General features: G+C 69.2%; 22 protein-coding genes. 17 read left to right on the top strand and 5 right to left on the bottom strand.

Annotated elements, in window-relative coordinates; all coding sequences use genetic code 11:
* Window positions 1-10 precede the first annotated feature (10 nt).
* Both ABT186_RS24700 and ABT186_RS24695 read left to right on the top strand, forming a co-directional pair.
* Window positions 11-2,203 (top strand): bifunctional glycosyltransferase/CDP-glycerol:glycerophosphate glycerophosphotransferase, encoded by a 2,193-nt coding sequence (locus ABT186_RS24700; protein ID WP_351926868.1) that lies wholly within the window; start codon window positions 11-13, stop codon window positions 2,201-2,203.
* Between the two features lie 2 nt (window positions 2,204-2,205).
* A complete protein-coding gene (locus ABT186_RS24695) occupies window positions 2,206-4,434 on the top strand; it encodes a bifunctional glycosyltransferase/CDP-glycerol:glycerophosphate glycerophosphotransferase (RefSeq protein ID WP_351926866.1) in 2,229 nt (742 codons plus the stop codon).
* Between the two features lie 83 nt (window positions 4,435-4,517).
* Here ABT186_RS24695 and ABT186_RS24690 read toward each other — a convergent pair whose 3' ends face one another.
* Window positions 4,518-4,931 (bottom strand): organic hydroperoxide resistance protein, encoded by a 414-nt coding sequence (locus tag ABT186_RS24690; protein WP_351222125.1) that lies wholly within the window; start codon window positions 4,929-4,931, stop codon window positions 4,518-4,520.
* Window positions 4,932-5,063: 132 nt separating this feature from the next.
* On the opposite strand from ABT186_RS24690, the gene ABT186_RS24685 reads away from it, so the two are divergent.
* Window positions 5,064-5,570 (top strand): MarR family winged helix-turn-helix transcriptional regulator, encoded by a 507-nt coding sequence (locus ABT186_RS24685; RefSeq protein WP_351926864.1) that lies wholly within the window; start codon window positions 5,064-5,066, stop codon window positions 5,568-5,570.
* Window positions 5,571-5,704: 134 nt separating this feature from the next.
* On the opposite strand, the gene ABT186_RS24680 is transcribed toward ABT186_RS24685, so the two are convergent.
* On the bottom strand, window positions 5,705-7,183 hold the full coding sequence (locus tag ABT186_RS24680; RefSeq protein WP_351926862.1) for a glycosyltransferase family 39 protein: 1,479 nt from the start codon (window positions 7,181-7,183) through the stop codon (window positions 5,705-5,707).
* A gap of 160 nt (window positions 7,184-7,343) precedes the next feature.
* Here ABT186_RS24680 and ABT186_RS24675 point away from each other — a divergent pair, with 160 nt between their 5' ends.
* The 3 genes from ABT186_RS24675 to galE all read left to right on the top strand — a co-directional run bounded on the left by ABT186_RS24675 (window position 7,344) and on the right by galE (window position 11,419).
* On the top strand, window positions 7,344-8,651 hold the full coding sequence (locus tag ABT186_RS24675) for a glycosyltransferase 87 family protein (RefSeq protein ID WP_502973315.1): 1,308 nt from the start codon (window positions 7,344-7,346) through the stop codon (window positions 8,649-8,651).
* Between the two features lie 54 nt (window positions 8,652-8,705).
* A complete protein-coding gene (locus ABT186_RS24670; protein WP_351222167.1) occupies window positions 8,706-10,307 on the top strand; it encodes a glycosyltransferase family 2 protein in 1,602 nt (533 codons plus the stop codon).
* Window positions 10,308-10,438: 131 nt separating this feature from the next.
* Window positions 10,439-11,419, top strand: a complete 981-nt coding sequence (gene galE, locus ABT186_RS24665; RefSeq protein WP_351222131.1) for a UDP-glucose 4-epimerase GalE — start codon at window positions 10,439-10,441, stop codon at window positions 11,417-11,419.
* A 116-nt stretch (window positions 11,420-11,535) separates the two neighbouring features.
* Here galE and ABT186_RS24660 read toward each other — a convergent pair whose 3' ends face one another.
* A complete protein-coding gene (locus tag ABT186_RS24660; RefSeq protein ID WP_351222133.1) occupies window positions 11,536-12,468 on the bottom strand; it encodes an oxidoreductase in 933 nt (310 codons plus the stop codon).
* A gap of 99 nt (window positions 12,469-12,567) precedes the next feature.
* Here ABT186_RS24660 and ABT186_RS24655 point away from each other — a divergent pair, with 99 nt between their 5' ends.
* The 4 genes from ABT186_RS24655 to ABT186_RS24640 all read left to right on the top strand — a co-directional run bounded on the left by ABT186_RS24655 (window position 12,568) and on the right by ABT186_RS24640 (window position 17,100).
* Window positions 12,568-13,164, top strand: a complete 597-nt coding sequence (locus ABT186_RS24655; RefSeq protein ID WP_351926860.1) for a TetR/AcrR family transcriptional regulator — start codon at window positions 12,568-12,570, stop codon at window positions 13,162-13,164.
* Between the two features lie 197 nt (window positions 13,165-13,361).
* Entirely contained in the window at window positions 13,362-13,790 is a 429-nt protein-coding gene (locus ABT186_RS24650) for a DUF6507 family protein (RefSeq protein ID WP_351222137.1), read from the top strand.
* A gap of 71 nt (window positions 13,791-13,861) precedes the next feature.
* Window positions 13,862-16,237 (top strand): hypothetical protein, encoded by a 2,376-nt coding sequence (locus tag ABT186_RS24645; RefSeq protein WP_351926858.1) that lies wholly within the window; start codon window positions 13,862-13,864, stop codon window positions 16,235-16,237.
* Complete coding sequence (locus tag ABT186_RS24640; RefSeq protein WP_351926856.1) at window positions 16,237-17,100, top strand: immunity 49 family protein; 864 nt, start codon at window positions 16,237-16,239, stop codon at window positions 17,098-17,100. The genes ABT186_RS24645 and ABT186_RS24640 overlap by 1 nt, the downstream gene beginning before the upstream one ends.
* Window positions 17,101-17,137: 37 nt before the next feature.
* Here ABT186_RS24640 and ABT186_RS24635 read toward each other — a convergent pair whose 3' ends face one another.
* Window positions 17,138-17,425 carry a hypothetical protein gene (locus tag ABT186_RS24635; RefSeq protein WP_351222143.1) on the bottom strand — a complete coding sequence of 96 codons (288 nt, stop codon included), beginning with the start codon at window positions 17,423-17,425 and terminating at the stop codon, window positions 17,138-17,140.
* A gap of 132 nt (window positions 17,426-17,557) precedes the next feature.
* Here ABT186_RS24635 and ABT186_RS24630 point away from each other — a divergent pair, with 132 nt between their 5' ends.
* The 5 genes from ABT186_RS24630 to ABT186_RS24610 all read left to right on the top strand — a co-directional run bounded on the left by ABT186_RS24630 (window position 17,558) and on the right by ABT186_RS24610 (window position 22,743).
* Entirely contained in the window at window positions 17,558-18,382 is an 825-nt protein-coding gene (locus ABT186_RS24630; protein ID WP_351926854.1) for a helix-turn-helix domain-containing protein, read from the top strand.
* The gene (locus ABT186_RS24625) at window positions 18,379-18,576 is read left to right on the top strand and encodes a DUF397 domain-containing protein (protein ID WP_351926853.1); all 198 of its coding nucleotides are present in this window, start codon (window positions 18,379-18,381) and stop codon (window positions 18,574-18,576) included. Before ABT186_RS24630 ends, ABT186_RS24625 begins: the two co-directional genes overlap by 4 nt.
* 267 nt (window positions 18,577-18,843) lie before the next feature.
* Window positions 18,844-19,707 (top strand): immunity 49 family protein, encoded by an 864-nt coding sequence (locus ABT186_RS24620; protein ID WP_351926851.1) that lies wholly within the window; start codon window positions 18,844-18,846, stop codon window positions 19,705-19,707.
* A 382-nt stretch (window positions 19,708-20,089) separates the two neighbouring features.
* Window positions 20,090-22,150 carry a cell wall-binding repeat-containing protein gene (locus ABT186_RS24615; protein ID WP_351926849.1) on the top strand — a complete coding sequence of 687 codons (2,061 nt, stop codon included), beginning with the start codon at window positions 20,090-20,092 and terminating at the stop codon, window positions 22,148-22,150.
* Between the two features lie 146 nt (window positions 22,151-22,296).
* Window positions 22,297-22,743, top strand: a complete 447-nt coding sequence (locus ABT186_RS24610; protein WP_351222153.1) for a cytidine deaminase family protein — start codon at window positions 22,297-22,299, stop codon at window positions 22,741-22,743.
* Window positions 22,744-22,899: 156 nt separating this feature from the next.
* Here the strand turns inward: ABT186_RS24610 and ABT186_RS24605 are convergent, their stop codons facing one another.
* Window positions 22,900-23,526: a TetR/AcrR family transcriptional regulator gene (locus tag ABT186_RS24605; RefSeq protein WP_351926847.1), complete on the bottom strand. Its 627-nt coding sequence runs from the start codon at window positions 23,524-23,526 to the stop codon at window positions 22,900-22,902.
* Between the two features lie 260 nt (window positions 23,527-23,786).
* On the opposite strand from ABT186_RS24605, the gene ABT186_RS24600 reads away from it, so the two are divergent.
* Both ABT186_RS24600 and ABT186_RS24595 read left to right on the top strand, forming a co-directional pair.
* Window positions 23,787-24,701, top strand: coding sequence for an ABC transporter permease (locus ABT186_RS24600; protein ID WP_351222157.1), 915 nt, complete (start codon window positions 23,787-23,789; stop codon window positions 24,699-24,701).
* A 16-nt stretch (window positions 24,702-24,717) separates the two neighbouring features.
* Window positions 24,718-25,566: an ABC transporter ATP-binding protein gene (locus ABT186_RS24595; protein ID WP_351222169.1), complete on the top strand. Its 849-nt coding sequence runs from the start codon at window positions 24,718-24,720 to the stop codon at window positions 25,564-25,566.
* Window positions 25,567-25,634 lie beyond the last annotated feature (68 nt).

Genomic DNA, 25,634 nt, shown 5'->3' with positions numbered 1-25,634 from the left:
AAAGACCAGAATGCCCCGCTTCAGCATCATCGTCCCCGCGTTCGGTGTCGCCGGCCGTCTGTCCCAGGCGTTGGACTCCGTCCTCGGCCAGTCCTTCGGCGACTTCGAGCTGTTCCCGGTCTGTGACGCGCCGGACTCCCCGGCCGGCGCGGTCGCCGCCGGGTATGCCGAGCGGGACAGCCGGGTCGTCGCGCTCACCTCGCCGCCCGCCGGCGGCCTGGGAGTGGCCCGCACCACCGGGACGGCAACGGCGACCGGGACGTATCTGCTGTTCCTCGACGGAGACGACATCCTGGCACCCGGCGCCCTTGCGGCGATCGACGCGCGCCTGATGTCGACGGGCGACGTGGACGTCCTCTACTTCGACCATGAACGGGTGCACTGGTGGGACGCCGAGACGTCCACTCCCCTGCTGGGCCGGACTCCCGAGGGGGCGTTCGCGCCCGGCCGGGCCCCGGAGCTGACCGGAGTGTCCGTCCCCGCGTGGAGCGCCGCCTACCGCCGGACGTTCGTCACCGAACACCAGCTCACCTTTCCCGCAGCCCACTTCACCGACATCGGCTGGGGTGGTCTGGTCACGCTCGCCGCCGAGCGGGTGGCGGTGCTGCACACGGTCTGTGTACGGCATCTGGTGCGCCGGCAGGGCAGTCGGCTGCACAGCCCCGGCGAACACCAGCTCGACCTCCTCGACCAGGTCGAGCTGGTGCTCGGCCGGGCGGCCGAGATCGCCCTGCCCGCCGACCGGTCGATGCCGCTGTTCCAGCAGCTCTTCTCCGTCATCCTGAGGACCGCCGGGCATCCGGAGCGGCTGCCCGCGCATCTGCGCCGGACATTCTTCCGGCGTGCGGGCCGGCTGTACCGGCGCCACCGCCCGGCCGGGTACCGGCCGCCCGCGGGCAGCGTCGGTGTGCAGCACCGGCTGCTCGCATCCGGCGCCTACGACGCGTTCCGTGCCCTGCGGGGGATCAACCAGGGTGCGGCGAAGGCCGTGCGGAAGGCAGCGGTGCCGCGCATGCTGCGCACCCGCGCCCGGTACGCGCTGCAGCTGCGCCGCCCGATCGACGAGAACCTCGCCGTGTACTGCGCGTACTGGGGCCGCGGCTACGCCTGCAGTCCGGCGGCGATCCACGCCAAGGCCCGCGAACTCGCCCCGCACATCCGCTCGGTGTTCCTGGTCGAGCCGGACGCGGTGGGCAGCATTCCGAAGGACGTGGAGTACGCGGTGATCGGCAGCCGCGCCTACTGGGACGTACTCGCCCGCGCCAAGTACCTCGTCAACAACGCCAATTTCGCGGACGCCGTCGTCAAGCGCCCCGGCAGTGTGCATCTGCAGACCCAGCACGGCACCCCGCTGAAGAAGATGGGCGCCGACCAGGCGATGTACCCCGTGGTGGCGGCCGCGACCGGCAGCTTCACCAAGCTGCTGAACCGGGTGGACCGCTGGGACTACAACCTCTCCTCCAACCGTCATTCCACCCAGATGTGGGAACGGGCGTTCCCCAGCTCGTACGAAACCCTCGAATACGGCTATCCGCGCAACGACGTCTACTACACGGCGACCGCCGACGACGTCGCCCGTATCCGCCGCGACCTGGGCGTCCCCGAGAAGAAGACGGCCCTCCTGTACGCGCCCACGCACCGCGACTACACCACGGGCTTCGAGTCCCGCCTCGATCTGGAGGCGTTCTGCGAGGCGATCGGCGACGACTATGTCGTCCTGCTGCGCGCCCACTACTTCTACGACGGGGGCTCGGCGCGCAGCAGCGGCCGGATCATCGACGTCACCCGGCATCGCTCCTCCGAGGACGTGTGCCTGGCCGCCGACGCGCTGATCACCGACTACTCGTCGATCATGTTCGACTACGCCAACCTGAACCGGCCGATCGTCGTGTACGCGGACGACTGGGACGTCTACCAGGAGACCCGGGGCGTCTACTTCGACCTGATGGAGGCCCCGCCGGGCCGGGTGGCCCGTACGCCCGAGGACCTGGCCGCCGCCTTCCGCGACGGCTCGTATGCGAACGACTCCGCCGCCGCCCTGCGCGCCGCCTTCCGGGAGCGCTTCTGCCAGTTCGACGACGGACGCGCCGCCGAACGCGTCGTACGCCGGGTGCTGCTGGGCGAGCCGCCCGAGTCGATCCCGCCCGTGATCCCGCTCGCCGAGCGCATCCCGGCCCCGGCCCACGCCCTCGTGAGGAGCTGATCGTGCCCCGCTTCAGCGTCATCGTCCCCGTCTACAAGGTGCAGGGCTTCCTGCACGAGTGTCTTGACTCGGTGCTCGGTCAGTCGTACGCCGACTTCGAGTTGATCGCCGTCGACGACCGCTCGCCCGACGGCTGCGGCGCGATCCTCGACCGCTACGCGGAGCGCGACGAACGGGTACGGGTGCTGCACCTGCCCGAGAACGTCGGCCTGGGCCGGGCCCGCAACGCGGGCCTGGAACATGCGCGCGGGGACTACGTCCTGTTCCTCGACAGCGACGACTACTACACGCCGGGCCTGCTGGCCGCGGTCGCCGCACGTCTGGCGGCGGCCGCCGACCCGGACATCCTGGTCTTCGACCATGTGCGCACCCACTGGTGGGGCCGGGGCGGCCGCAGCACATCGGCCGACCTGCTCGCCGCCGCGGGCACGGACACCTTCAGCATCCGCGAGAGCCCGCAGTATCTGCATCTGTTCCTGGTCGCCTGGAACAAGGCGTACCGTCGCTCCTTCTTCGTGGGGCACGACCTCCAGTACGCGCCCGGCCTGTACGAGGACGCGCCCGTCACCTACCGGTCGATGGTGCTGGCGGACCGCATCGCCTGTCTGGACCGGATCGGGGTCGAGTACCGGCAGCGCCGGCAGGGCGCGATCACCAGGACGCCGGGGCGCCGCCACTTCGACATCTTCCAGCAGTACGAGGGCCTGTTCACCTTCCTGGAGGGGCGCCCCGACCTCGCCTGGGCGCGCCCGCTGCTGTTCGAACGGGCCCTGGACCACATGCTGTTCGTACTGGCCCGTGAGGACCGCGTGACCGCCGCGGACCGCCCGGACTTCTACCGCGAGATCCGCTCCTTCCACCACCGCCACCTCCCGGACGGCTTCACCCTGCCCGAGGGCGAGCGCGGCACCGAGATGCGACTGCTGGCGACCGCGCCCTACGCGTCGTACGCAGCGCTGCGTGGTCTGCGCGTCCTGCGCGAGTACGCGGCGGGCGGCAGCAGGCGTGCGGCCAGGGTGGTGTCGAACCGCGCCCAACAAGCCTGGTACGCAGCCCAGTTGAGGCGCCCCCTCGACCGGGGTCTCGCCGTCTACTCGGCGGCCCACCATCAGGGCGTGTCCGGCGACCCGGCCGCGATCCACGCCGCGGCCCGCGAACTGGCGCCGCACATCCGTGGCGTGTGGGTGGTCCACGAGGACGCGGTGGACTCGCTGCCGCCCGGCATCGACCACGTCACGCCGGGCTCCCCTCGCTACTACGAGGTCATGGCGCGGGCCACGTACTGGGTGAACAACGTCAACTGGCCCGGCGCCCTGGTCAAACGGCCCGGCAGCGTCCACATCCACACCCACCAGGGCACCCCCCTGAAGTACATGGCGGCCGACCTGCTCGGCAAACCCGGCGCCCGGCACGGATTCGACGTACCGCAGATGCTGCGCCGCGCCGACCGCTGGGACCACAGCCTCGTCGCCAACCGCCACTCCGAGCTCGTCTGGGACCGCGCCTACCCCTGCCGCTTCACCTCGGCCCGCACCGGCAGCCCCCGCAACGACGTCCTCGTCAACGCGAAGCCCGACGACGGGGCCCGATTCCGTCTGCGGCACGGCATCCCCGAGGACCACACGGTCGTGCTCTACGCGCCGACCCGCCGCGACTACGTCCGGGGCGGCCACGTCGACCGCTTCGACCCGGCCCGGTTCGCCGAGGACCTGGGCAAGGGCCACACCCTCGTCGTACGTCTGCATCCGTCGCTCGCGGAGGGTCCGGCCCGCGCGATGGGCCTGGCCGAGCTGCACCGGCGGGGCCTGGTGGTCGACGCCACCGACGAACCGCAGGTCGAGGAGGCGATGCTCGCCTCGGACGTCCTGGTCACGGACTACTCCGCGCTCATGTTCGACTACGCCAATCTGGACCGGCCGATCGTCGTGCACGCCGACGACTGGGGCGCGTTCACGGCCAGCAGGGGCGCCTACTTCGACATCACGGCAAGCGCGCCGGGCCATGTCTCGCGCTCCTACCGGGAGCTGGCGTGGCTGTTCGCCTCCGGATGCTGGCGGGACCAGGAGTCGGCACGGCTGCGGGCCGGGTTCCGGGCGCGGTTCTGCGAGTTCGACGACGGACGGGCCGCCGAGCGGGTGGTACGGACCCTGATGCTGGGCGAGCCGGACCTGCCGGCGTCGATCCCGGCACCGGCGGCGGGCGACCGCGATCTGCTGACCTGGACGGGCTGAGCGGGTCCTGGGCATGCGTACGGCCCCGTACGCCGGCGGAGGCGTACGAGGCCGTACGGAGGGGATCACCCGGCGATGACGGGTTACTCGATGACCAGGTCGACCTGGATGTTGCCGCGGGTCGCGTTGGAGTAGGGGCAGACCTGGTGGGCCTGCTCGACCAGCTTGTGACCGGTCGCCTCGTCCACGGAGTCCGGCAGCTCGACGCGCAGGGTCACCTTCAGGCCGAAGCCCTCGCCCTGCTTGCCGATGCCGACCTCGGCGGTCACCGCGGCGTCGCTCACGTCCACCTTCGCCTGGCGGCCGACGAGGCCCAGCGCGCTGCCGAAGCAGGCGGCGTAACCGGCGGCGAAGAGCTGCTCCGGGTTGGTGCCCTTGCCGTCGCCGCCCAGCTCCACCGGCAGGGACAGCCCGAGGTCGATCTTGCCGTCGGAGGAGACGGCACGCCCCTCACGGCCGTGGGTGGCGGTGGCGACAGCGGTGTAGAGCGCGTCCATGGAAAACCATCCCTCTCGAAGTCATGTCCGGCGGCCGGCCCTTCCTTCCGTCCGGACCGCCTCACGGAGACAAGTAGAGCACACAATTCAATTGCACACAACTAAATGGCCCGCCAGAGCTATCCTGGGGGCATGACGACCACGCCGACGCCCCGAATCGAGGCCTCCACCGAGGCCTCGGCGGAGGAGTACCTGCGCCTCGACAACCAGATCTGCTTCTCGCTCAACGCCGCGTCCCGCGCCTTCAACAGCGTCTATCGCGTCGTGCTCAAGGACCTGGGGCTCACCTACCCGCAGTACCTGGTGATGCTGGTGCTGTGGGAGCACGGCGAGCTTCCGGTGAAGAAGCTCGGCGAACATCTGCGCCTGGACTCCGGGACACTGTCGCCGCTGCTCAAGCGGCTGGAGGCGGCGGGCCTGGTGCGACGCGAGCGCAGCACGCAGGACGAGCGGTCCGTGCACGTCCACCTCACGGAGGAGGGCACGGCGCTCAAGGAGCACGCGCTGCTGGTGCCGCGCCGGATCGCCGCGGCGACGGGCTTCGACCTGGACGAGATCACGGAACTGCGGGCCCGCCTGGACCGGCTGACCCTGGCCCTGGACGCGGCGGCGCTGGAGGAGACGCCGGGCTGCGCCTAGTACTCCAGTCCGACTGGAGCACTAGGTCCTGTCGTCAAACTCCAGTCGTCCGCCCGGAGGGCGGGCCCTGCGGCGTGAGATTGACGACAGGGCCCAGGACACCACGGGCCGGAAGCGGCTCCTCCGGGACGCCCCTACGACGCGGCCCCGTGCTCCTCGCGCCGCACGTACAGGCGAAGGGTGAGACCGGGACGCACATACTCCTTACGGGTGATGAACTCCTCGTTCACGACCGCGAGCTTGGCGCGCTCGGTGGGGTTCCAGGGGGTCCAGGAGGGCTTCAGCGCGAACCGCCGGCCGACCACCCACACATAGGTCAGCCCGCCGAGCCGCCGCCGCAGCTCCCCGGGTCCGGCCTCCCGCCCGTACAGCGTCCCGTCCGCGGCGGCGGGCACGTCCAGCGCCACGTCCCGGATCCCCCGGAACCCCGCCGGATAGGTCAGCACCGACCGCCGCTCCTGCGAGGGCAGGAACAGCACGGGATCCCCGGGCCGCACCTCCCGCGCCACGGCGGCGGCCACGGCGGCGAGGTCGTCGGGGCGGTTGGCGGCATTGCGATCGGCCCTGAGCAGCGGAAACTGCACGATGAGCACCCCACAGACGGCAAGCAGACCGAGCAGCGCGACACCTCCTCGGTACGGCGCGCGCGGCAGACGGCCATCGGCCCGCAGCCGTCCGGCCGCCCCGGCGACCCGCTCCGCCCCGGCCGCGGCCAACAACGGCGCCCCGGCCAGCGAATACAGCACGTACCGGTCGTCGTACAGGGGCGTGACCTGCGAAACCCCCATCAACACCGTCGGCGGCACCAAGGCCAACGGCAGGGCCACCCCCGCCAAAGAAACCCCCCGCTTCGGCCACGGCATCCACACCGCCAGCCCTGCCAACACCAGATACGGCCCCAGCACCGCCCTCGACGGCCCGAAAAACTCCCTCACCAGCCGCTCCACGCTCCGGCCGTCCGGCGCCGTCAGCCACGCCACCTGCTCCGCCTGCCCCCGCGAGACCAGCACCAGCGGCAGCAGCACCACGACGGTGGCCCCGGCCGCGCACAGCCACCCCCGCCATGTCCTCCAGGGCATGCGCGCGAGCGCCAGCGTGCAGGCGTGCGCCGGCAGCACCAGCACCGCGAACTCGTGCAGCACACATGTGACGGCGACGACAACGCCGTACGGCCACCACGTGGCGCCCCGCACCGCCCGTACGAGCAGCAGCGTCGCGCCCGCGACCCCGGCCGAGACCATCGCGTACGAGCGGCCCTCCTGCGCGTAGTGCCCGACCATCGGCGTGACCGCGTACAGCAGCCCCGCCCACAGCCCCACCCGCGGCCGGCGCAGCCGCGCGCCCAGCGCGGCGACCAGTCCCGCGGTCGCGGCCGCGCCGCAGACCGAGGGCAGCCGCAGCAGCACCTCGCCGGGATGGACGGCCAGGACCACGTGCATCAGCAGGTAGTACAGGCCGTGCACCGCGTCCACGCTGTGCAGCAGATGCCAGATCTGTGGTGTCGAGCGGAGCGCGACCTGGAACGTGACCGCCTCGTCGCGCCACATGCCGCCGCGGTCCAGCCCCCACAGCCCGAGCCCGAACATGACGACCACGGGCACGAGGACGGCCATGCGCTCCGGACGCCTCATCGGTGACCGACTCATGTGAGGCATTCAACATGCGCCGTTTTTGTGTGATTAGCTATCTTTTACTGGATATTGACGGTGTATCTGAGTTCATGTCACCTATCAGGCTTAGTATCCGGGCTTGATGAGTGCTTTGAAGAGTTCCATGGAACCCAACGCGAGCACGTTCGCGCCCGTTTCGCTGTCCCTTGTGAAGAGGGTCCGCAAGAAACACAGGTTGCTTCTACTTGCCACCGGATGGCTCGCCAGCCGCGCCCTGATGCTGTGGCTGCTCGTCCACGACCAGTACGCCCTGCTCGGCCGGGGCGGAGTGGCCAAGGAGGTGTGGAAGCTCTACTTCAACTGGTACGGCGGCCTGACCCACGGCTCGTTCCCGCAGGGCGACCAGCTCTGGCAGTACCCGCCAGGCGCGGGTCTGGTGCTGCTGTCGCCCGGACTGCTCCCGAATCTCACGTACTTCCAGGCCTTCGTGGTCATCACGCTGCTCACGGACGCCGTGATCGCGCTCGCCCTCGCGCGCGTGGGTACCCGTCCGGGCCGCTCGCTGGCCGGCGCGGCCCTGTGGACGGCGGGCCTGCCGCTGTTGCTCCACATCCCCCTCGCCCGGTACGACGTACAGGTCACCGCCTTCGCGGTCCTCGCCTTGTTGACGCTGTCGCGCTACCCGCGCGTGGGCGGCGCGCTCGCGGCGCTCGGCGCCCTGGTGAAGGTGTGGCCGGTCCTGGTACTCATCGGCACCCGGCGCGGCCGTGGCACCCGCCAGGCGTGGGCGGCGGCCGCACTCACCGCCGCCTGGCTGCTCGCCCTGCTCGCGGCCCTGTTCAACAACCCGTTCGACTTCTTGCGCCAGCAGGGCGGCAGGGGCGTGCAGATCGAGTCGCTGGGCGGCACGGTGCTGATGTTCGCGCGCCGGGCCGGCTGGCCGGGGCGCACGCGCTACCAGTACGGGGCCGTGGAGTTCGTGGGCCCGCATGTGCACGCGGTCGCCCTCTGCTCGCTGGCGCTGACCGCCGTCTCCTTCGCCCTCCTGCTGGTGTGGCGGCTGCGCGTCCGCCGCTGGTCGCCGGCCACCCCCTACGACGTGGCGATGACGGCCGTCCTGCTGTTCACGGTGACGAGCCGGGTGATCAGCCCCCAGTACATGGTGTGGCTGATCGGACTGGCCGCGGTGTGTCTGACATCACGCCACACCACACAGCGCTCGGTGGCCGCACTCATCCTGGCGGCGACCGCGGTGAGTGTCGTGGAGTTCCCCGCCTACTACGGATACGTCATCAACAGCACCTGGGCCGGCTGTGAGCTCATGCTCGTACGCAACGGGCTGCTGGCCTCTGCGGCGGTCATGTCCTTCGTCCGCCTCTGGCGCGCCGGGCGACCCACTTCGGAACGGCTGGAATCGGACGCCCCGACGCGGAGCCACGACCGCGTTCCCGCCCTCCACACAGGAGGTTAATTACTTCTTAACAGATAATTACCAGGTTCTCCTATGATGCGGCCCGTGGATTCGATGCACCCTCACGATGCACAAGTCAGCGTGGTCGTCATCGGGTACGACGACGCCACTCATGTGACCGACGCGGTGCGTTCGGCACTTGCACAGGGCGGCGTCGTCCGCGAGGTGATCGCCGTCGACGACTGCTCGACAGACGGCAGCCCCGAGCTGCTGGACGCCCTCGCCGCCGAGGACCCGCGCGTAAAAGTGCTGCGCAGAACCGTCAACAGCGGCGGCTGCGGCACCCCCCGCAACGACGGGATCGACGCTGCGACCGCCCCGTACCTGATGTTCCTGGACAGCGACGACGTACTGCCGCCCGGCGCGGTCGACGCCCTGCTCATGGCGGCCGTAGCGCACGGCACCCAGGTCGCCGCGGGTCTGTGCGTGCGCCGCGAGCTGCCGTCCGGCCGCGAGGTCCCCTGGCAGCCGGAGCTGTACGAGCGGCCCGCGCTGGTCTCCCACCCCTCCCGGCGCCCCCGCCTGGCCCACGACACGCTGTGCGTCAACAAGCTGTACCGCACCGACTTCCTGCGCGAACACGGCATCCGCTTCCCCGACGGCCGTTTCCCGTACGAGGACTTCGTGTTCGGCGCGCGCGTCCTGGCCGCCGGACCGACCATGGCCCTGGTCCCCGAGACGGTGTACATCTGGCACGTCCGCCGCTCCGCCCAGCGTCTGTCCATCTCCCTGGCCCGCGCCGACGTCGACAACTGGAAAGCGCGCATGGAGGCGAACCGGCAGGCGTACGAGATCCTGCTGGGCGCCGGCGAGAAGCGGCTCGCCCGGTCGTCGCGCACCTCCTTCCTGGACCGCGGGCTGCGCATGTACGCGCGGGAGCTCCCGCTGCGCCACGAGGAGTACCGCGCCGAGTGGTGGAAGCTCACGCGCGCGTACCTGTCGGACTTCGACACCGCCGACTTCGCGCAGGCGTCCGTGCCGGGCCGGGTCGTCGCGCAGGTGGTGCTCGCCTCCGAACAGCCGCGCGACCTGCACCGGCTCAAGGCGCTGGCGGCCCGCCCAGCGAGGCTGACCCCGCCGTACGCCGACACGGCGGACGGCACGCCGGTCTGGTCGGAGGACCTGCCGGAGGTCCAGCTGGAGCATCTGCTGCACCGCCCGATGGAGCACCTGCCGGTCGCCGTCGACGCGGAACTGTATCCACGCGCGCGTGCGTCACGGCTGCGGCTGCGCCTGCACGAGCTGTACGGGCGGGTGGAGAACGCGCGTCCGGCCCGGGTGGACGTGGAGTTCGTGCTCCGTGAGGACGACCGCCAGGTGGGTCTCTCGCGCACGGCCCCGCTCGGGCGCGACGAGGACTCCGGCAGCTGGACGGCCGAGACACACGTGGACCTCGCGGCGCTCGGCGCCGGTACCTGGGACCTCAGGCTGACGCTCCGCTTCGACGACGGCACGAGCCGGGAGACCACGGGCCACGCGGTCTCCGGCCCCGGTCTGCTGCACCGCCGCGCGGTGCCGAGCCTGGGGCACGGTGTACTGCTGGTGCAGCCGTACGCGACGCACTCCGGGGCCCTGGCCGTACGGGTGGCGCCGGGCGTGCGCGGAGTGACGTCCGTTCTGGGACGCAGGGCGAGGCGCCTGCTCCGCTTGAAGTAGACACCTGCTTCACTTGCTTCACTTGCTTCACTTGAAGCAGACGCTTGCGGCAGACACCTGAAGCCGACGTCGGCTTCACCGTGAGTAATCAAATCCACACCATGAGCCGACAGACGAGGAGACGGCCGCACATGACTTGGCTGATCACCGGAGGCGCCGGTTACATCGGGGCGCACGTCGTCCGCGCGATGACCGCGGCGGGCGAACGGGCCGTGGTGTACGACGACCTGTCCACGGGCATCGCCGAGCGCGTGCCCGCCGAGGTGCCGCTGGTGGTGGGCTCCACGCTGGACGGAGAGCTGCTGCGCCGCACGCTGGCGGAGCACGAGGTGACGGGCGTCGTGCACCTGGCGGCGAAGAAACAGGTCGGCGAATCGGTGGACCTGCCGCTGCACTACTACCGGGAGAACGTGGAGGGCCTGCGGGTCCTGCTGGAAGCCGTGACGGCGGAGGGGGTTCCCTCTTTCGTGTTCTCTTCCTCCGCCGCGGTGTACGGCATGCCGGACGTCGATCTGGTGACGGAGGAGACGCCGTGCGTGCCGATGTCGCCGTACGGCGAGACGAAGCTCGTCGGCGAATGGCTGGTGCGCGCGACGGCCCGGGCGACGGGCCTGTCCACCGCGTCCCTGCGCTATTTCAACGTGGCGGGCGCGGCGGCGCCGGAGCTGGCCGACATCGGCGTCTTCAACCTGATCCCCATGGTCTTCGAGAGGCTCACGGAGAACGCGGCCCCGCGCATCTTCGGCGACGACTACGCCACCCCTGACGGCACGTGCGTGCGTGACTACATCCACGTGGTCGACCTGGCGGAAGCCCATGTGGCCGCGGCCCGCGCGCTGCAGGCCTCCCCCGGCGCGGACCTGACCCTGAACATCGGCCGCGGCGAGGGCGTGTCGGTCCGCGAGATGATCGACCACATCAACGCGATCACGGGGTACGACACCCCGCCGACGGTCACCCCGCGCCGCCCCGGCGACCCGGCCCGCGTCGTCGCCTCGGCCGACCGCATCGCCGAGCAACTGGGCTGGACGGCCAAACACGACGTGACGGACATGATCACGTCGGCGTGGGAGGGCTGGGTGCGGAGGCATCCGGGGGCGGCGCGCAGGTAGGAGCGGTTCAGAGGCGGGCGGTACGGCCGTCGGGCCGTCGTCGCCCCCGACGGCAGCGGGGCTGCGGGCGCCCGTCGGGCCGTCGTCGCCCCCGCTGCGCTGGAGTCGCGAGCCCGTCAGGCCGTCGCTGTCCCCGACGGCACCGGGAGTTCCGGGAACGTGACGCCGGTCAGTTCCTCGGAGACCGTCCACAGGCGGCGGGCCGCCTCCGGGTCGCTCGCCGCCTGCGAGCGGCCGACCAGGGTGGGGCCGCCGCGCATCTCGCCGATGCCGTCGGGACCGACATAGCTCGCACCGGGCAGGTCCCGGGTCGCGGCGTACAGGGTCGGCAGCGCCCCCGCCTTGTCGTCCTGGGCGAAGACGCGATTGCCGACCTGCATCGCCACCCGGCGCACGGCGCTGGCGTCGTGGCCCTGGAGGTTGGTCGCGGCCCAGCCCGGGTGCGCGGCAAGGGCCCGTACCCGTGACCCCGCCTCGGCCAGACGGCGCTGGAGTTCCAGCGTGAACAGCAGATTGGCGAGCTTGGACTGGCTGTACGCCACCATCGGCGCGTACTCACCGGCCAGGTTCAGATTGTCGAAGTGGATACGCGCGCCCGGGAAGCGGTGCGCGCCCGAGGCGACGGTGACCACGCGGTCCGTCACATGCGGCAGCAGCAGGTTCGTCAGGGCGAAGTGCCCCAGGTGGTTGGTGCCGAGCTGGAGCTCGAAGCCGTCCTTGGTGGTGGCCTCGGGGACGTTCATGACACCGGCGTTGTTGATCAGCAGATCCAGATCGCCCTGCCAGCCGGCCGCGAACTCCCGTACGGACGCGAGGTCGGCCAGGTCGAGGCGGCGTATCTCGACGCTTCCCTTCGCGCCGCGGACGGTCGCGGCGGCCGCCTCGCCGCGCCGCACGTCTCGTACCGCGAGCACCACATGGGCGCCCGCGCGGGCCAGCGCGTCGACGGCGGCGAGACCTATGCCGCTGTTGGCGCCGGTGACGACCACGGTACGGCCGCTCTGGTCGGTGATGTCTGTGGCAGTCCACTTGTGCTGTGTCTTGGGCATAGTTTCAATGTAGGCGTCGACAACAATGCTGTCAATGACAACAATGCTGCCGGTATCAACAATGTAGGCGGCGCTCACATGCTGGATACACTGACCGACATGCATACCCGTCGTCGTTACCACCACGGAGACCTCCGCGCCGCGCTGCTCACCCGCGCGGAGGAGACGCTCCGGGAGAAGGGACCGGCCGCGCTGTCCCTCCGGGAACTCGCGCGCGACCTCGGCGTCAGCCATGCCGCGCCGAGCCGCCACTTCAAGGACAAGCAGGCGTTGCTGGACGCCCTGGCGCTGACCGGCTTCGACCGGCTCGCCGAGACCATCACGGCGGCCCAGGAGGGGGCGGGCGAGTCCTTCGCCGGGCGCCTGGCCGCGACGGCGCGCGCGTACGTGGAATTCGCCACTGCCAACGCCGAGTTGCTCGACCTCATGTACTCGATCAAGCACGACCCGGAGGCGTCCGAGGCCCTGATCGCCGCGAGCCAGCGGTGGACGGACCGCACAGCGGAACTGATCATGGAGGGCCAACGCCGCGGCGAGGTCCGCGAGGGCCCGGTGGAGAGCGTGGGCGTCGCGGTCTTCTCCGCCGTGCACGGCTACGCGGACCTGATGGCGAGCGGCTCGCTACCGCCGGAGATGGCCGGCCAGGGGCTGGACGAACTGGTGGCGTTCGTCCTGCGGGGATGCGCACCGGACTGACGCATACGGCCCGGCGGCCGACAGGATTGACCGTGGAACCCGGAAGCCTCCCTCAGCTTGGCTTGAATCGCGTTGGAGAGGCAGCGCCTCGCTTGATACAAATGATCGATTAGTCGCACCCGTGAACTGTGCGCTCACTGGCCGCGGTTGGGACCGATGAAACGTATCTGCGTGATGTACGGAGCGGGGGCTCGGGGATGGCGGGGTGGGACATCAGTCCCGTGGGCGTGCAGGCCACGCTCACGATGACCGGTGAGGCGGGCGGGGATCTGGAGAAGGCCGCCACCTCGATGGTGAACAGCTTGAGCAGCGCGGCGAGTTCGGCGGGGACGGCCGTACCGGGCGGACAGTTCCATGGTCCCATGGTCGGCCCGGTGGTGCCCGGCACCCCCCGTGTCCCGGTAGGCCCGGTCGCCGCCGCACTCAGCCAGTACCTGAACGAACGGCAGAAGAAACTCGCCTTCATGGCCCGCCGCACCGCCAACTCGGTGCAGGGTGCCGCTGAGGCGACCCGCGCCTACCTCCACGGCGACCTGGACATGGCCGCCGAGGCCCAGCGCAACGCCCTCAAGCCCCCGAAGATCGACATGCCGGGCTCCGGCGGGAAGAGGGACGGCGGCTCGTGAGCGACCAGACCGCCCTGGACCCCGAAGAGATACCCAAGTTCACCGGCGATCTGGAACAGCTGGACAGGGACGTGTCGCAGATCGGCACGGACGCCACGTCCCTGTGGGACGCCGGTTCTCAGATCGACACGACCTTCAACTCCCTCTCGGCGTACTACAAGGCGCCGGACGCGGAGAAGCTGTTCGCCACTACAAAGCCGGTAGCCACGACGGGCAGCGAACTCTCGGACGAACTTGAGACGATCGCGAGCGCCCTGGCTGCGTACGCGGACGAGATCCGCCCGCTGGTGAAGAAGTTCGAGCAACTCCGCGAGGACGCCAGGGCGTTCCGCGCCGCCATCGCCCACGACGACGACTGGAGCGAGGACGGCGACAAGGTCGACGAGAACAACCACCGCCGCCACCAGGTCAACGAGGCATGGACGGCCTTCCAAGCCGCCGAGCGCGACTGCTACGCCAAGATCGTCAAACTGATCGGCGGCGACCCTCTCAAGGTCAACGACGGCTCGAACAAGAAGGGCATGTACGGCTACCGAGCCGAGGACCTCGACCACGCCCAGGGCCTGCCCTGGGGCGACCCGGTCGACAAGTCGACCCCGTGGTACCGGCTGGACGAGCACGCCTGGAATTTCGTCAAGGGCTTCTTCGTCGACGGCGTCTGGGGCACGATCCGCGGCCTGGGAACGCTCATAGGCGTGGACGGCTGGGACGCCGCCGGCCAGGCCTGGAAGGGCCTGGGCCAACTCCTGACCGGCGTTGCCCTTACGGTGGTCGCCCCGGTCGCCTACTGGGCGACCCCCGAGGACCAGCTCCCGTCCTGGCTGCGCGACTCGCGCCGAGCGGTGAAGGAGACGGCGAAGGCGCTGGTCGCCTGGGACGAATGGGGCAAGAACCCCTCACGCGCGGCGGGCGCGGTCACCTTCAACGTCCTGACGACGGTCTTCACGGGCGGCGCGGGCACCGCCGCGAAGACAGGCGGGATCGCGCGGGCGATATCGATCGCAGGCAAGGCGGGCCGCATCGCCGACCCGATGACGTACGTGGCAAAGGCGGCGGGCTTCGGCCTGACGAAGATCAGCGATGTGACGGCAAGCCTGAAGGCGGTCATGAAGGGCTCGTACGTCGAGTTCGCCGGAAAGACGTACGAGGTCATCGACCAGCCGCTGGCCCAGGAGTTCCCACCGGGCCTGAACCCGGAGACGACGCTCGCCACGACCTACAAGGGCAAGCCGTACTACTACGACATCGTGAACGGCACCGTCCACGACGCGGACGGAAAGATCATCCAGACCGCGGAGCAGGCACAGAAGGAACCGTCGGCGGACGAACGGGCGGCGGCCGCCACGCACGACGAGGCACCTGCCCACTCGGAACGGCAGTTGGTCGGTGCGCATGCGGGCGCTCATGGCAGCGACGCCGTGCACGCAGCGGGGAGTGGCGGGGATGGCCTGTCCGGTGGCGGAAGCGATGGCCTGCCGCCCCGTTCACACGGATCGGGTGGGTTCGGAGGCCTCGACGATCTGGGCCGGGGTGGAGGCGACCATCTCGACGACGGGCGTCCGGCCGAGGGCGACCCGCGCGAGGTCATGCGGCGGCACGTCGAACTCGCCAACACGGACAGGGCCTGGTTCAAGGAGCATTACCGGTCAAATGGTTATCGACGATTCGCCGTACGAGAGGTTTTCGGCCAGCGGCTTCCCACGCTGGTCCGCGATCCCGCCAACCCTCAACGATGGATCGCGAAAAGTGATCTGCCGCCCGCAACTCCGGCGAAATACCTTGACCCGAACCCGCATCCCGGCGGCTCCGCCGTCGACGTCCCGAAGGACGTACTTCACAAGCTCGACGAATGGGCGCATACGCGCCATGAGGCGATTGCTGCTGACAAGGCGGCGGAAACCGATCTGAAAAATGCGGAGAAGGCCTACGCGGATCACCCGACACCCGAACTCGAGGCAGCACGGGACGCTGCCGAGGCTGCCCACTCTCCTCTGCATGGCGAGATGCTCAAGCAGAGCGAGTTGTTCGGCGAGCACGTAGCGGAGCACCATGCGATACCGGAACGGTATCCGGGTGCGAAACGTGTCGATGACGGCGCTTTCGGCAACAATCGATTCGATCAGGTTTACAAAACCTCAGATGGACGCTTTGTGGTTGTCGAGGCCAAGGGGTCACCAGAGGCGAAGCTGGGAGAGCGTACCAGCTTCAAGGGAAGTCGGGTCCAACAAGGAACTCGGGAATACTTTGAGACGATTCTCAACGAAATGGAGAAACGCGCCAATAAGGCAAAGGACCCGACCGAAAGGAAGCTCGCCAGAGACCTTCGCAAGGCACTCGCGAAGGGGAAAGTAGACTACGTGTTGGTCAAGGCAGAGGCCACCCCGGCCGGCAAATACGCCGGCTACAAGATGGAGCAGTTCAACATCGCCGATCCTGGGAGACACTGATGCCCACACGCGTGTCACGCGAGGAAGATCCTCCTTCCGAGGATCCGACCGGCTTCATCGAGATGTGCGATCGCGAGGCCGTCGAAGACATCGAGGGCCTCGCGGAGTCGCCCGAGATGTTCGGCCTGACCTTCGGCAGCACCCTGAGCACCGCGCATCTGCACTGCCTCCACGACCCCACCGCCAACAAGTCCGAAACGTGGGAGGCCTGGGTCGCTGCCATGCAGGTCGGGTCCGCGATGTTCGCGGCGGCCACGACGACCGAGGGCTCCGTCGAGTGCCGTGTCGCACACAAGGTGCGAACCATCCCGGCCATCGGCCCCCGGCACTTCACCGACGCCGGCAACTGGATCACCGCGTTCTGGCTGGCCATCGTCTGCCGGGACCAGAACCGCATGACACAACTCTCCAGCGTCCCGATCGAACTGCTACGCGCCTCGGGTGCGGTGTACGACGACTACATCTACGACTGGGTCGACTCCCTCCAGACGTACTGGACCGAGCGTCCCGGACTCGGTGAGAAGTTCACCGCCGCCTTCCAAGGCACCGACCCGGCCCGGCTGCGCGTCGCCGACCGCGAGCTGATGTTGAAGGTCCTGTACCCGCCGCTCAACCTGTTCCTGCAGTTCCTCAAACGGGACGAGGGCCAGTTCAACGCGGCGCTCGTCGAGGCGTTGCAACTTCACAAGGAGTACTGGACCAAGGACGAGGACCGCCGTCTCACAACGGACGGCGCGGTCGCACTCGGGCCGCTGGCCGTCGCCTGCCTCGCCTACGACGTCGGCATGCCCATCGACGTCGAGTCCGAGTACCTGCCCGAACACCTGCTCAGGCGCTCCTGGGTGGGCGAGTTCGAGACCTGACATATGGCCCCGGCAAGAAACCGGAGTCAGCGCGTGCTCACCGTTCACGCACCTGGAGGCGTGCGCCACGGCTGGCCGCGATCCGGAGTGTGTCGCCCAACGACTCCACCGCCCTGGTGAGCGCGAACCGCACCGCATGCTCACCCGCTTTGGCGTCGGCCAGAACTGCTCCAGCGCCGATCAGCACCTGCTCGCCGGAGGCCAGTTGGGCAGCTTCCACCTCGTCCGCGAGCCGGGAGAGCAGGCTGTCGTCGCTGTCGGTACTCAGGTAGCACGGCTTGCCCTCCGGAGTGGTCCAGGGCAGAAGTCGTGGATTTTCGAGCACAGGTGTTCCCTTCCGGAGCGGTGGCCCTGACTAGGTGCGATTACGGTTCGTACTTCGATCGTCACTGCTTGCGCGTACGCTGCGGAAGAGGGTCGGCGTGGTCCGGAGCGCCCGGCAACGAGGAGGGGTGACGTGGGCGAAGTCGTTGACGTGGAAGGGGAGTCGGGGCGTGCCGTGCTGGGGCGGACGCTCAGGTACCTCCGCGAGAAGGCCGGGAAGTCGCTCGGGCAACTGGCCGAGGAGACCGCGTACGACAAGAGCTACTTGCATCGGCTGGAGTCGGGAAAACGGCTCTCCAAGATGGCGGTCATGGAGGACCTGGACAGGTACTTCGGGTCCGGTGACCTGCTCGTGAGCCACTGGAAGGTGGCGCGGCTCGATGCCTTCAAGGACCAGTACAAGCGCTATATGGAGCTGGAGGCGACTGCCCGGATCATGCAGGTGTTCACGCCAGGCGTGCCTGGCCTCCTGCAGACCGAGGACTTCGCCCGTGAGGTGTTGTCGGGGGCTCTGGCAACGGCTGACGGTGACGACCTGCTCGAGGAGCAGGTCGTCGCACGGTTGGGGCGGCAGTACCTGTTGCAGCAGAAACCCGAGCCCGACGTCCGAATTATCATCGATGAGTTCGCGTTCCGGCGTCCGGCCACTCGCCCAAAGACCTGGACCGATCAGCTACTTCGCCTCGAAGCCGTCGCCATGTGGCCGAACGTGGTGGTCCACGTGCTGCCGTTCTCCGTGGGAGCTCACCACCACATGACGGGATCGCTGACCCTGCTCTGGCAGAAGGACGGAAGCGCCGTTGCCTACAAGGAAGGCAACGGTTGCAGCGCCCTGGTCGAAGATCCGGACGATGTTCTTCGGCTCCGACTGTCCTACGATCGGCTCCGAGACCTGGCGCTGTCCCCGGCGGACTCGCTCGCGTTCATCAGGCGCGAACTGGAGGAGCACCGACCATGACGCACACCCCCGACCTGAGCAGCGCCGTGTGGCGCAAGTCGAGCTACAGCGAAGGGGGAGCGAACGACTGCGTCGAGATCGCCGACGGCTACCCCGGAATCGTCCCCGTCCGCGACAGCAAGACCCCGCACGCCCGTCCCCTCGTCTTCTCCGCCGCTTCCTGGGCCGCGTTCGTGGAGCGACTCAAAGGCTGACAGGTGGACGTTGGCGGGTTTGTCTCACGTACGGCCTGCGAAGTACCTGTTCGGCGCAGCCCGGGTTGGCACAAATCCACCAAACGCTCTCCTTCGCGCAGCTGCCTGGAAAGGTTCCGCCGCCTCAAGGAAACGCAGATCCAGTCAGTGGGGAAAAGCCAAGGCGGCTTACCGGGAATCTCACCCCGTAGTCAAGGGAGAGAAGAACGCAGGGACGTACACCAGCCTTCAGTACCGCCGGTTCGACATCAGTAAGGGGACCCTTCCGTGACCGTACAGATCGCCCGGCATGGACTGCCGGCAGGACCCGATGCCGAGCGGTTCGCGGAGCGACTAAGCCATCACCTGGCCAAGGAGATCGACGGCCTTGAGCATTCGGCCGCCCTGATCGACTCCACCTTCAGCACCGCCGTCATGGCTCTGCGCGCCCGATGTGTCACTGACCCACGAGCGGCGTCCGTGGAGACTTGGGAGGCCGCGGTCAACGCGATGCAGCTGGGCTCAGCTCTGTTCGCCGTGACGGGTGTGAACGAGGGAACCGTGCAATGCCGGATCGACCGTAAGGTTCGGCCCCTTCCGGCAGTGGGCCCACTTTCCTCTGCCAGTGCGGGCAACTGGCTGACCGCGTTCTGGCTGGCCGTCATCTGCCGTGAGCAGCAACGGATGACGCAACTGTGCGAGATCCCGCTGGAGCGGCTGCGGGCGCCGGAGGGGCAGTACGACGAGTACATTTACCACTGGGTCGACACCCTGCAGACGTACTGGTTGCGGCGGCCGGGGCTGGTGGAGAAACTCACCGCCACGTTCCAGGCGTCGGATCCGGCCGTTGCGCGAATCGCTCCGCGTGACCTGCTGCAGGGCATCCTCTATCCGCCGATCAACCTCTTCTACCACTTCGTCCGCAAGGACGAAGAAGGCTTCACCCCGGCCTTGGTGGAGGCCCTGAAGCTGCACCAGGTCTACTGGACCCTGAGCGAGGACCGAGCTGCGGACATCGACGGCAGCATCGCCCTGGGCCCGTTGGCCATCGCATGCCTGGCCCACGACGGAGGAATCCCCGTCGACGTCGAATCCGACTACCTGCCCAAGCACCTCCTCCAGCACGGCTGGCTCGGCGAGTTCCCCACCTGAGATGTGGGAGCCCACGTTCCTCGTGTGACCGCGAGTTCCTCGAAAACGCCGAGGAACTCGCGGAGTCGGCTTACTGCGGAAGAACCCGAAGGTCCACCAGCACGCTCGAAGGCCGACGGGTCGTCGTCCCGGAGCACGCGTCGTAGTAATTGGTCGGGGGTGAGTGTGCCAATGGCGGTCGGATAACCGCACAGGGCGTCCTGCGTGGACACTCTGGCGCCGAACTCCCCCCATTCGTAACTCTGTTCCCCTCAGCCGCAGCGTGGCACTACAGTTACCGAGCCGCTGTGGCGCGGCTGTGAGTCGGCTGGGGGACGGACGCCGACCCGGCCCATGCGCGGCTCTCTTCTTCCGATAGTTCCGATGCCGTGTCATCCGATCCATGGGGGTCGACAACTTGAGACTGTTCACGCGCCGCCGTGCCGCGGCGCTCGCGTCCGCGGTGGCGCTCGCCGCGATGGGCACCCTGGCGGCCGCGCCCGGTGCCGCCGCCGACGACGCCGGACCCTGGCCGGGCACCGAGGGCAAAATCCTCACCGACGGGGCGGTGCTGGTCGACCCGGCCACCGGAACCAAGACCCAGGTGCCCCACCAGGGGGGCACCTACGCAGCCTGGGCGCCGGACGGCAGCCGACTCGTCACCGCCGGGGGTCAGATCTCCAGCATCCGGCCCAGCGGGGCCTCACAGATCACCCTGCCCTGGGCGCAGGGCGTGCGCTCCAGCGCCCCCTACGAGGACCTGACCTTCGGGTGGGGCGGCCGCTTCGTCGTCTTCTCCACCGGCGGCCAGCTCGCCTACGGCCCCTCCGACGGCTCGCGGGCGCCCCGCCCGCTGCTGTCGGCCGCCCTGGAGCCGTCCACCGTCTGCGACAACGACCCCACCGTCAGCCCGCAGGGCCTGCTCGCCTTCACACGCCGCAAGAACTACGGCTGCTACGACAACGACGGCGTCTACGTCTACGACTCGGCCATGCAGACGGTCAAGCGCGTCCTGACCGACGCCGAGCAGCCCGCCTACTCGCCGGACGGCACCAAGCTGGCCTTCGTCCGCAAGGACGCCGACGGCAAGGCGCAGATCTTCACGGCGAACGCCGACGGCACGAACGTCCAGCAGCGCACGAGCGGCCCGGGTTACCACGTCAACCCGTCCTGGTCGCCCACGGGCAAGCGCATCGTCTTCGACGCGCACACCACGGGCGACAGCAGCGACGTGCACAGCACCGAGTACGTCGACCTGGCCACCGGCGAGCTCACCCCGGTCCCCGGCACGCCGCAGGGAGCCAATCCGAGCTGGCAGCCGCTGCGCAAGAACGGCACCGGCCGGGTCTGGGGTGCCGACTCCTACGCCACCAACGTCGCCTCGTCCCGCTGGACCTGGAACACCGTCGGCGCTCCGAGCGTGCCGGGCCTGATGAACGCCAAGGCCGCGGTGCTGATCAACCGTGACGACTCCGCGTACTCGCTCACCGCGCCCGCGCTGGCCGGCAAGAAGGGCGGGCCGGTGCTGATGACGCCGAAGAGCGGGCTGTCCCCGGCGGTGAAGAGCGAGCTGAAGCGGGTGCTGAAGCGAGGGGCGAACGTCTACCTCGTCGGCGGCACATCGATCCTGAGCGACTCCGTCGCCTCGCAGGTCAGGGCGCTCGGGTTCACCCCGGCGCGGCTGGCGGGCACCGACCGCTACGCGACCTCGGTCGCGGTAGCCAAGTCCGTCACCGGCACCCCGAAGTACGTGTTCCTGGCCACCGGCACCGACTACCACTCGGCCCTCGCCGCCGCGGCGGCGGCCGGCGCGGACGGCACGAACAGCGCGGGCAGCGTCGTCCTCACCAACGGCAACAAGCTGACCGCGTCGGTGAAGGCGTACCTCAACAGCCTGAGCCCCAGCAAGACCATGATCATCACGGTGGATGCCTCGGCGAAGTACGCGCTGACCCACACGTCCTTCTCCAGGTGGCCGTCGACGTACTCGTACTACCCGATCACGTCGAGCACCAACGAGGGCACCTCGGTGGCCCTCGCGAAGTTCTGGTGGAGCGCGCCCAGCCAGGTCGCCCTTGCCGCCAGTGGCAGCTGGCGTGACGGACTGTCCACAGGAGCGGCGATGAACGTCTTCGCCCCGGTGCTGTGGACTTCGGGCTCCAGCCTCTCCGTTCCGGTCAAGAACTATCTGATGCAGGAGTCGGCGAGCGTGCAGTTCGCGGCCGGCTTCGGCGGCGCCGGCTCCCTCGCGGCGGGCACGCTGGACACGGCGGGCGCCTCGATCAGCGCGGGCGCGGGCCAGTACGTGTACCGCCCGTACTACAACGGCGTGGCACCCACGAGTGCGCGGCAGAGCACCTTCGCCCTGCGCACGAACGGCGGCAACGCCGCGACGGTGACCCGGTCGGGCCCGCTGGGATCCGACCCGCACCTGGACTCGCTCAGGACGGTCCACCGGCAGTAGACGACCGAGCGGGGGCGCCGACGAACATCGTGGGCGCCCCCGCTGCACGGGGGGCGGAACACCGTGGCACCCGACCGCGCGGCGGCACATCGTAGTCACTCGGGCCGTCGTCGCCTGACAACGGCCCGAAGGCAGAGAAGACGACCATGCAGAAGACGACCATGCAGACGCACCCCGTAGACGATGAACTCATTCGAGCCGCGGCCCATGTCGCGCGCGGTCGCTGCCGGGGCGACAACCACACCATGGCGGCCGCGGCCCGTGCCCGGGACGGCCGGATCGTCACTGCTGTGAACGTCTACCACTTCACGGGCGGCCCCTGCGCCGAGCTGGTCCTCATCGGCGCGGCAGCCACCCAGGGCGCCTACGAACTGGACACGATCGTCGCTGTCGGCGACCGCGATCGGGGGGTCGTACCCCCGTGCGGCCGGTGCCGCCAAGTCCTTCTCGACTACTTCCCGGATCTGAAGGTCATCGTCGGCGCGGGCGACCGCCTCCGAACCGTGTCCATCACGGACCTGCTCCCCGAAAGCTACGTCTGGGCCGACCACCAGCTGGACGCCGAGAGTTTCGATTCCCTGGACTCGCCGTGACCGACCCTGCACATCGCCCGGCATGACCGGCCGTCATCTGCCATGAGCAGCACCGGATGACGCAACCTTCACGAAGACGGACGATCTTGGGTTGCGCCCGTCCCAGCCGCACGGTGTGGTGCAGATATCCGCGCCACGAGTCGTATCGGGCGGCCCTCACAACGCCTTGAGCGCCCCCGCCGTGGCCCGGGCCAGCCCCGCCAGATACCCCTTCGGCAGCTGCGGGGCCCGTACCACCACCGCCCGCCAGTACAGCGGGCCGGAGATCAGGTCGAGGGCCAGGTCCGTGTCGATGCCCTCGCTGATCTCGCCGCGCGCGGCGGCCGCGGCCACGATGCCGCTCGCCACGCTCTGCTGGCCCTCCCGCAGCGCCTTCTGCATGGCCTCCGCAATATCCGGGTTGCGGGCCGCCTCCGCCTGGAGGTCCGGGATGATCTGGCCGGCCACCGGGTGGCGCAGAGCGCGGGACGTCACCTCGTAGAGCAGCCTCAGGTCCCCCTCCAGGGAGCCCGTGTCGGGGGCCGGCAGGCCCTGCACGGCGACCGCCGAGACCAGGTCCAGGACCAGGTGCAGCTTGGAGCGCCACCGTCGGTACACCGCCGTCTTGCCGACGCCCGCCCGGCGCGCGATGCCCTCGATGGACATCCGGGCGTAGCCGACGGCCGCGAGTTCCTCGAAGACGGCCGCGCGAATGGCTTCCGTCACGTCCTCGCGGAGCACGGCCGCACCCGCGGGCGCCCTGCGGTGCCGCTTCACCTGGGGAGTGTCGGCGTTCGTGGTCATGCGGACCAGCATAGGGCGTGACGACGATACGGTTGCGTTCCGACGTCGCATCGGCTTACGCTCGCGGTGCGACGATACGGTCCCGTCCCGACGTATAGAGCAGTAGTTCAAACTCCCAAGAGCAGCACAAGGCCCCAAGAACAGAGCAAGATCCCGGCAAGAAACGTGAGAAAAACCGGGCAGTGGTACCCCAGGGGTCTTGACGGCGCAAGACTGCGGACCGGTTCTCGCAACCGACCCCCCGAGCGAAAGCAGCGGATGTGAGCCAGGTTCTCCACACACCGCCCCCCACGGCCAGCGATCCGGCCGAGACCCCGGCGCAGCTCGCCGCCCGGTATGGTCTCTCGGTCAGCGGGGCCCGCCCCTCCCTGCCCGAGTACGTCCGCCAGCTGTGGGCGCGCCGCCACTTCATCACGGCCTTCGCCACCGCCAAGCTCACCGCCCAGTACAGCGAGGCGAAGCTCGGCCAGATCTGGCAGGTCGCGAACCCCCTGCTGAACGCGGCGGTCTACTACTTCATCTTCGGTGTGCTGCTCGGCACCAAGCACGGAGTGCCGGACTACGTTCCGTTCCTGGTCACGGGCGTGTTCGTGTGGACGTTCACCCAGAGCTCGATCATGGCCGGCACCCGCGCGATCTCGGGCAACCTGGGCCTGGTGCGCGCCCTGCACTTCCCGCGTGCCGCCCTGCCCATCTCCTTCGCGCTCCAGCAGCTCCAGCAGCTGCTGTTCTCGATGGCGGCCCTGATCGTGATCCTGCTCTGCTTCGGGATTCCGCTCAGCATCTCCTGGCTGCTGGTGGTTCCGATCCTGGTCCTGCAGTTCATGTTCAACGCGGGCGTCTCGATGATCATGGCCCGGATGGGCGCAAAAACGCCGGACATCGCCCAGCTGATGCCGTTCATCCTGCGCACGTGGATGTATGTGTCGGGCGTCATGTGGAGCATCGACAAGACGCTCAAGCACAGCGGAATGCCCTACTACGGGAAGGTGCTGCTGGAGTCGAACCCGGCCGCCGTCTACATCGACCTGATGCGCTTCGCCCTGATCGACAGCTTCAAGGCCCACCAGCTCCCGCACCACGTGTGGGCGTACGCGACGGGCTGGGCCCTGCTCGCCGGCGTCGGCGGCTTCATCTACTTCTGGAAGGCTGAGGAGACGTACGGCCGTGGCTGACCTTCGCAACGACGAGCTGACCGACCGGCCGACCGGCCGTCTGGCGGACCAGTTGATCCCCACCGTCATCTGCGACGGCGTCGACATCGTCTACCGCGTCAACGGCGCCGGCGCCGGCCGGGGATCCGCCACCGCCGCGCTCAACCGCATCATGCGCCGCAAGCAGGCGGAGAAGGCGGCCGGCGTGCGCCGGGTGCACGCGGTCAAGAACGTCTCGTTCAGGGCGTACAAGGGCGAGGCCATCGGGCTGATCGGCACGAACGGGTCCGGCAAGTCGACGCTGCTCAAGGCCGTGGCCGGCCTGCTGCCCGTGGAGAACGGCAAGATCTACACCAACGGCCAGCCCTCCCTCCTCGGCGTGAACGCGGCCCTGATGAACGACCTCACGGGCGAGCGCAACGTCTACCTCGGCGGCCTCGCCATGGGCATGTCCCGCGAGCAGATCAAGGAGCGCTACCAGGGGATCGTCGACTTCTCCGGCATCAACGAGAAGGGCGACTTCATCACGCTCCCCATGCGCACGTACTCCTCGGGCATGGCCGCCCGACTGCGCTTCTCGATCGCCGCCGCCAAGGACCATGACGTGCTGCTGATCGACGAGGCCCTGGCCACCGGTGACCGCGCCTTCCAGAAGCGGTCCGAGGAACGCATCCGCGAGCTGCGCGAGCACGCGGGAACCGTCTTCCTGGTCAGCCACAACAACAAGTCGATCCGCGACACCTGCGAACGGGTGCTGTGGCTGGAGCGTGGTGTGCTGCGCATGGACGGTCCGACCGAGGAAGTCCTCGAAGCGTACGAGGCGTTCACGGGCGGCGCCGACAAGGGCAAGGGCGCGAACGCAGCCAAGGGCCCTAAGAAGCAGTAACAACTTGGTGAAGCCAAGGTGAAACGCAACCTTCGGCCGCATGAATGTATCTTCCATCCTGAGGCTCA

The sequence above is a fragment of the Streptomyces sp. NPDC001634 genome (assembly GCF_040298185.1).
In the GTDB taxonomy this organism is placed as follows: Bacteria; Actinomycetota; Actinomycetes; order Streptomycetales; family Streptomycetaceae; genus Streptomyces.
Note: the sequence above shows the minus strand (reverse complement) of the source record. Positions and strands in the feature narration are given on the sequence as shown.

What these genes read in the sequence shown, in the direction of transcription:
- ABT186_RS24605 (WP_351926847.1), bottom strand. Translation starts at nt 23,526, where the DNA reads ATGACCACGAACGCCGACACTCCCCAGGTGAAGCGGCACCGCAGGGCG.
- ABT186_RS24615 (WP_351926849.1), top strand. Translation starts at nt 20,090, where the DNA reads ATGGGGGTCGACAACTTGAGACTGTTCACGCGCCGCCGTGCCGCGGCG.
- ABT186_RS24700 (WP_351926868.1), top strand. Translation starts at nt 11, where the DNA reads ATGCCCCGCTTCAGCATCATCGTCCCCGCGTTCGGTGTCGCCGGCCGT.
- ABT186_RS24640 (WP_351926856.1), top strand. Translation starts at nt 16,237, where the DNA reads ATGCCCACACGCGTGTCACGCGAGGAAGATCCTCCTTCCGAGGATCCG.
- ABT186_RS24655 (WP_351926860.1), top strand. Translation starts at nt 12,568, where the DNA reads ATGCATACCCGTCGTCGTTACCACCACGGAGACCTCCGCGCCGCGCTG.
- galE (WP_351222131.1), top strand. Translation starts at nt 10,439, where the DNA reads ATGACTTGGCTGATCACCGGAGGCGCCGGTTACATCGGGGCGCACGTC.
- ABT186_RS24675 (WP_502973315.1), top strand. Translation starts at nt 7,344, where the DNA reads ATGGAACCCAACGCGAGCACGTTCGCGCCCGTTTCGCTGTCCCTTGTG.
- ABT186_RS24625 (WP_351926853.1), top strand. Translation starts at nt 18,379, where the DNA reads ATGACGCACACCCCCGACCTGAGCAGCGCCGTGTGGCGCAAGTCGAGC.
- ABT186_RS24685 (WP_351926864.1), top strand. Translation starts at nt 5,064, where the DNA reads ATGACGACCACGCCGACGCCCCGAATCGAGGCCTCCACCGAGGCCTCG.
- ABT186_RS24610 (WP_351222153.1), top strand. Translation starts at nt 22,297, where the DNA reads ATGCAGAAGACGACCATGCAGACGCACCCCGTAGACGATGAACTCATT.
- ABT186_RS24650 (WP_351222137.1), top strand. Translation starts at nt 13,362, where the DNA reads ATGGCGGGGTGGGACATCAGTCCCGTGGGCGTGCAGGCCACGCTCACG.
- ABT186_RS24690 (WP_351222125.1), bottom strand. Translation starts at nt 4,931, where the DNA reads ATGGACGCGCTCTACACCGCTGTCGCCACCGCCACCCACGGCCGTGAG.
- ABT186_RS24670 (WP_351222167.1), top strand. Translation starts at nt 8,706, where the DNA reads ATGCACCCTCACGATGCACAAGTCAGCGTGGTCGTCATCGGGTACGAC.
- ABT186_RS24660 (WP_351222133.1), bottom strand. Translation starts at nt 12,468, where the DNA reads ATGCCCAAGACACAGCACAAGTGGACTGCCACAGACATCACCGACCAG.
- ABT186_RS24680 (WP_351926862.1), bottom strand. Translation starts at nt 7,183, where the DNA reads ATGGCCGTCCTCGTGCCCGTGGTCGTCATGTTCGGGCTCGGGCTGTGG.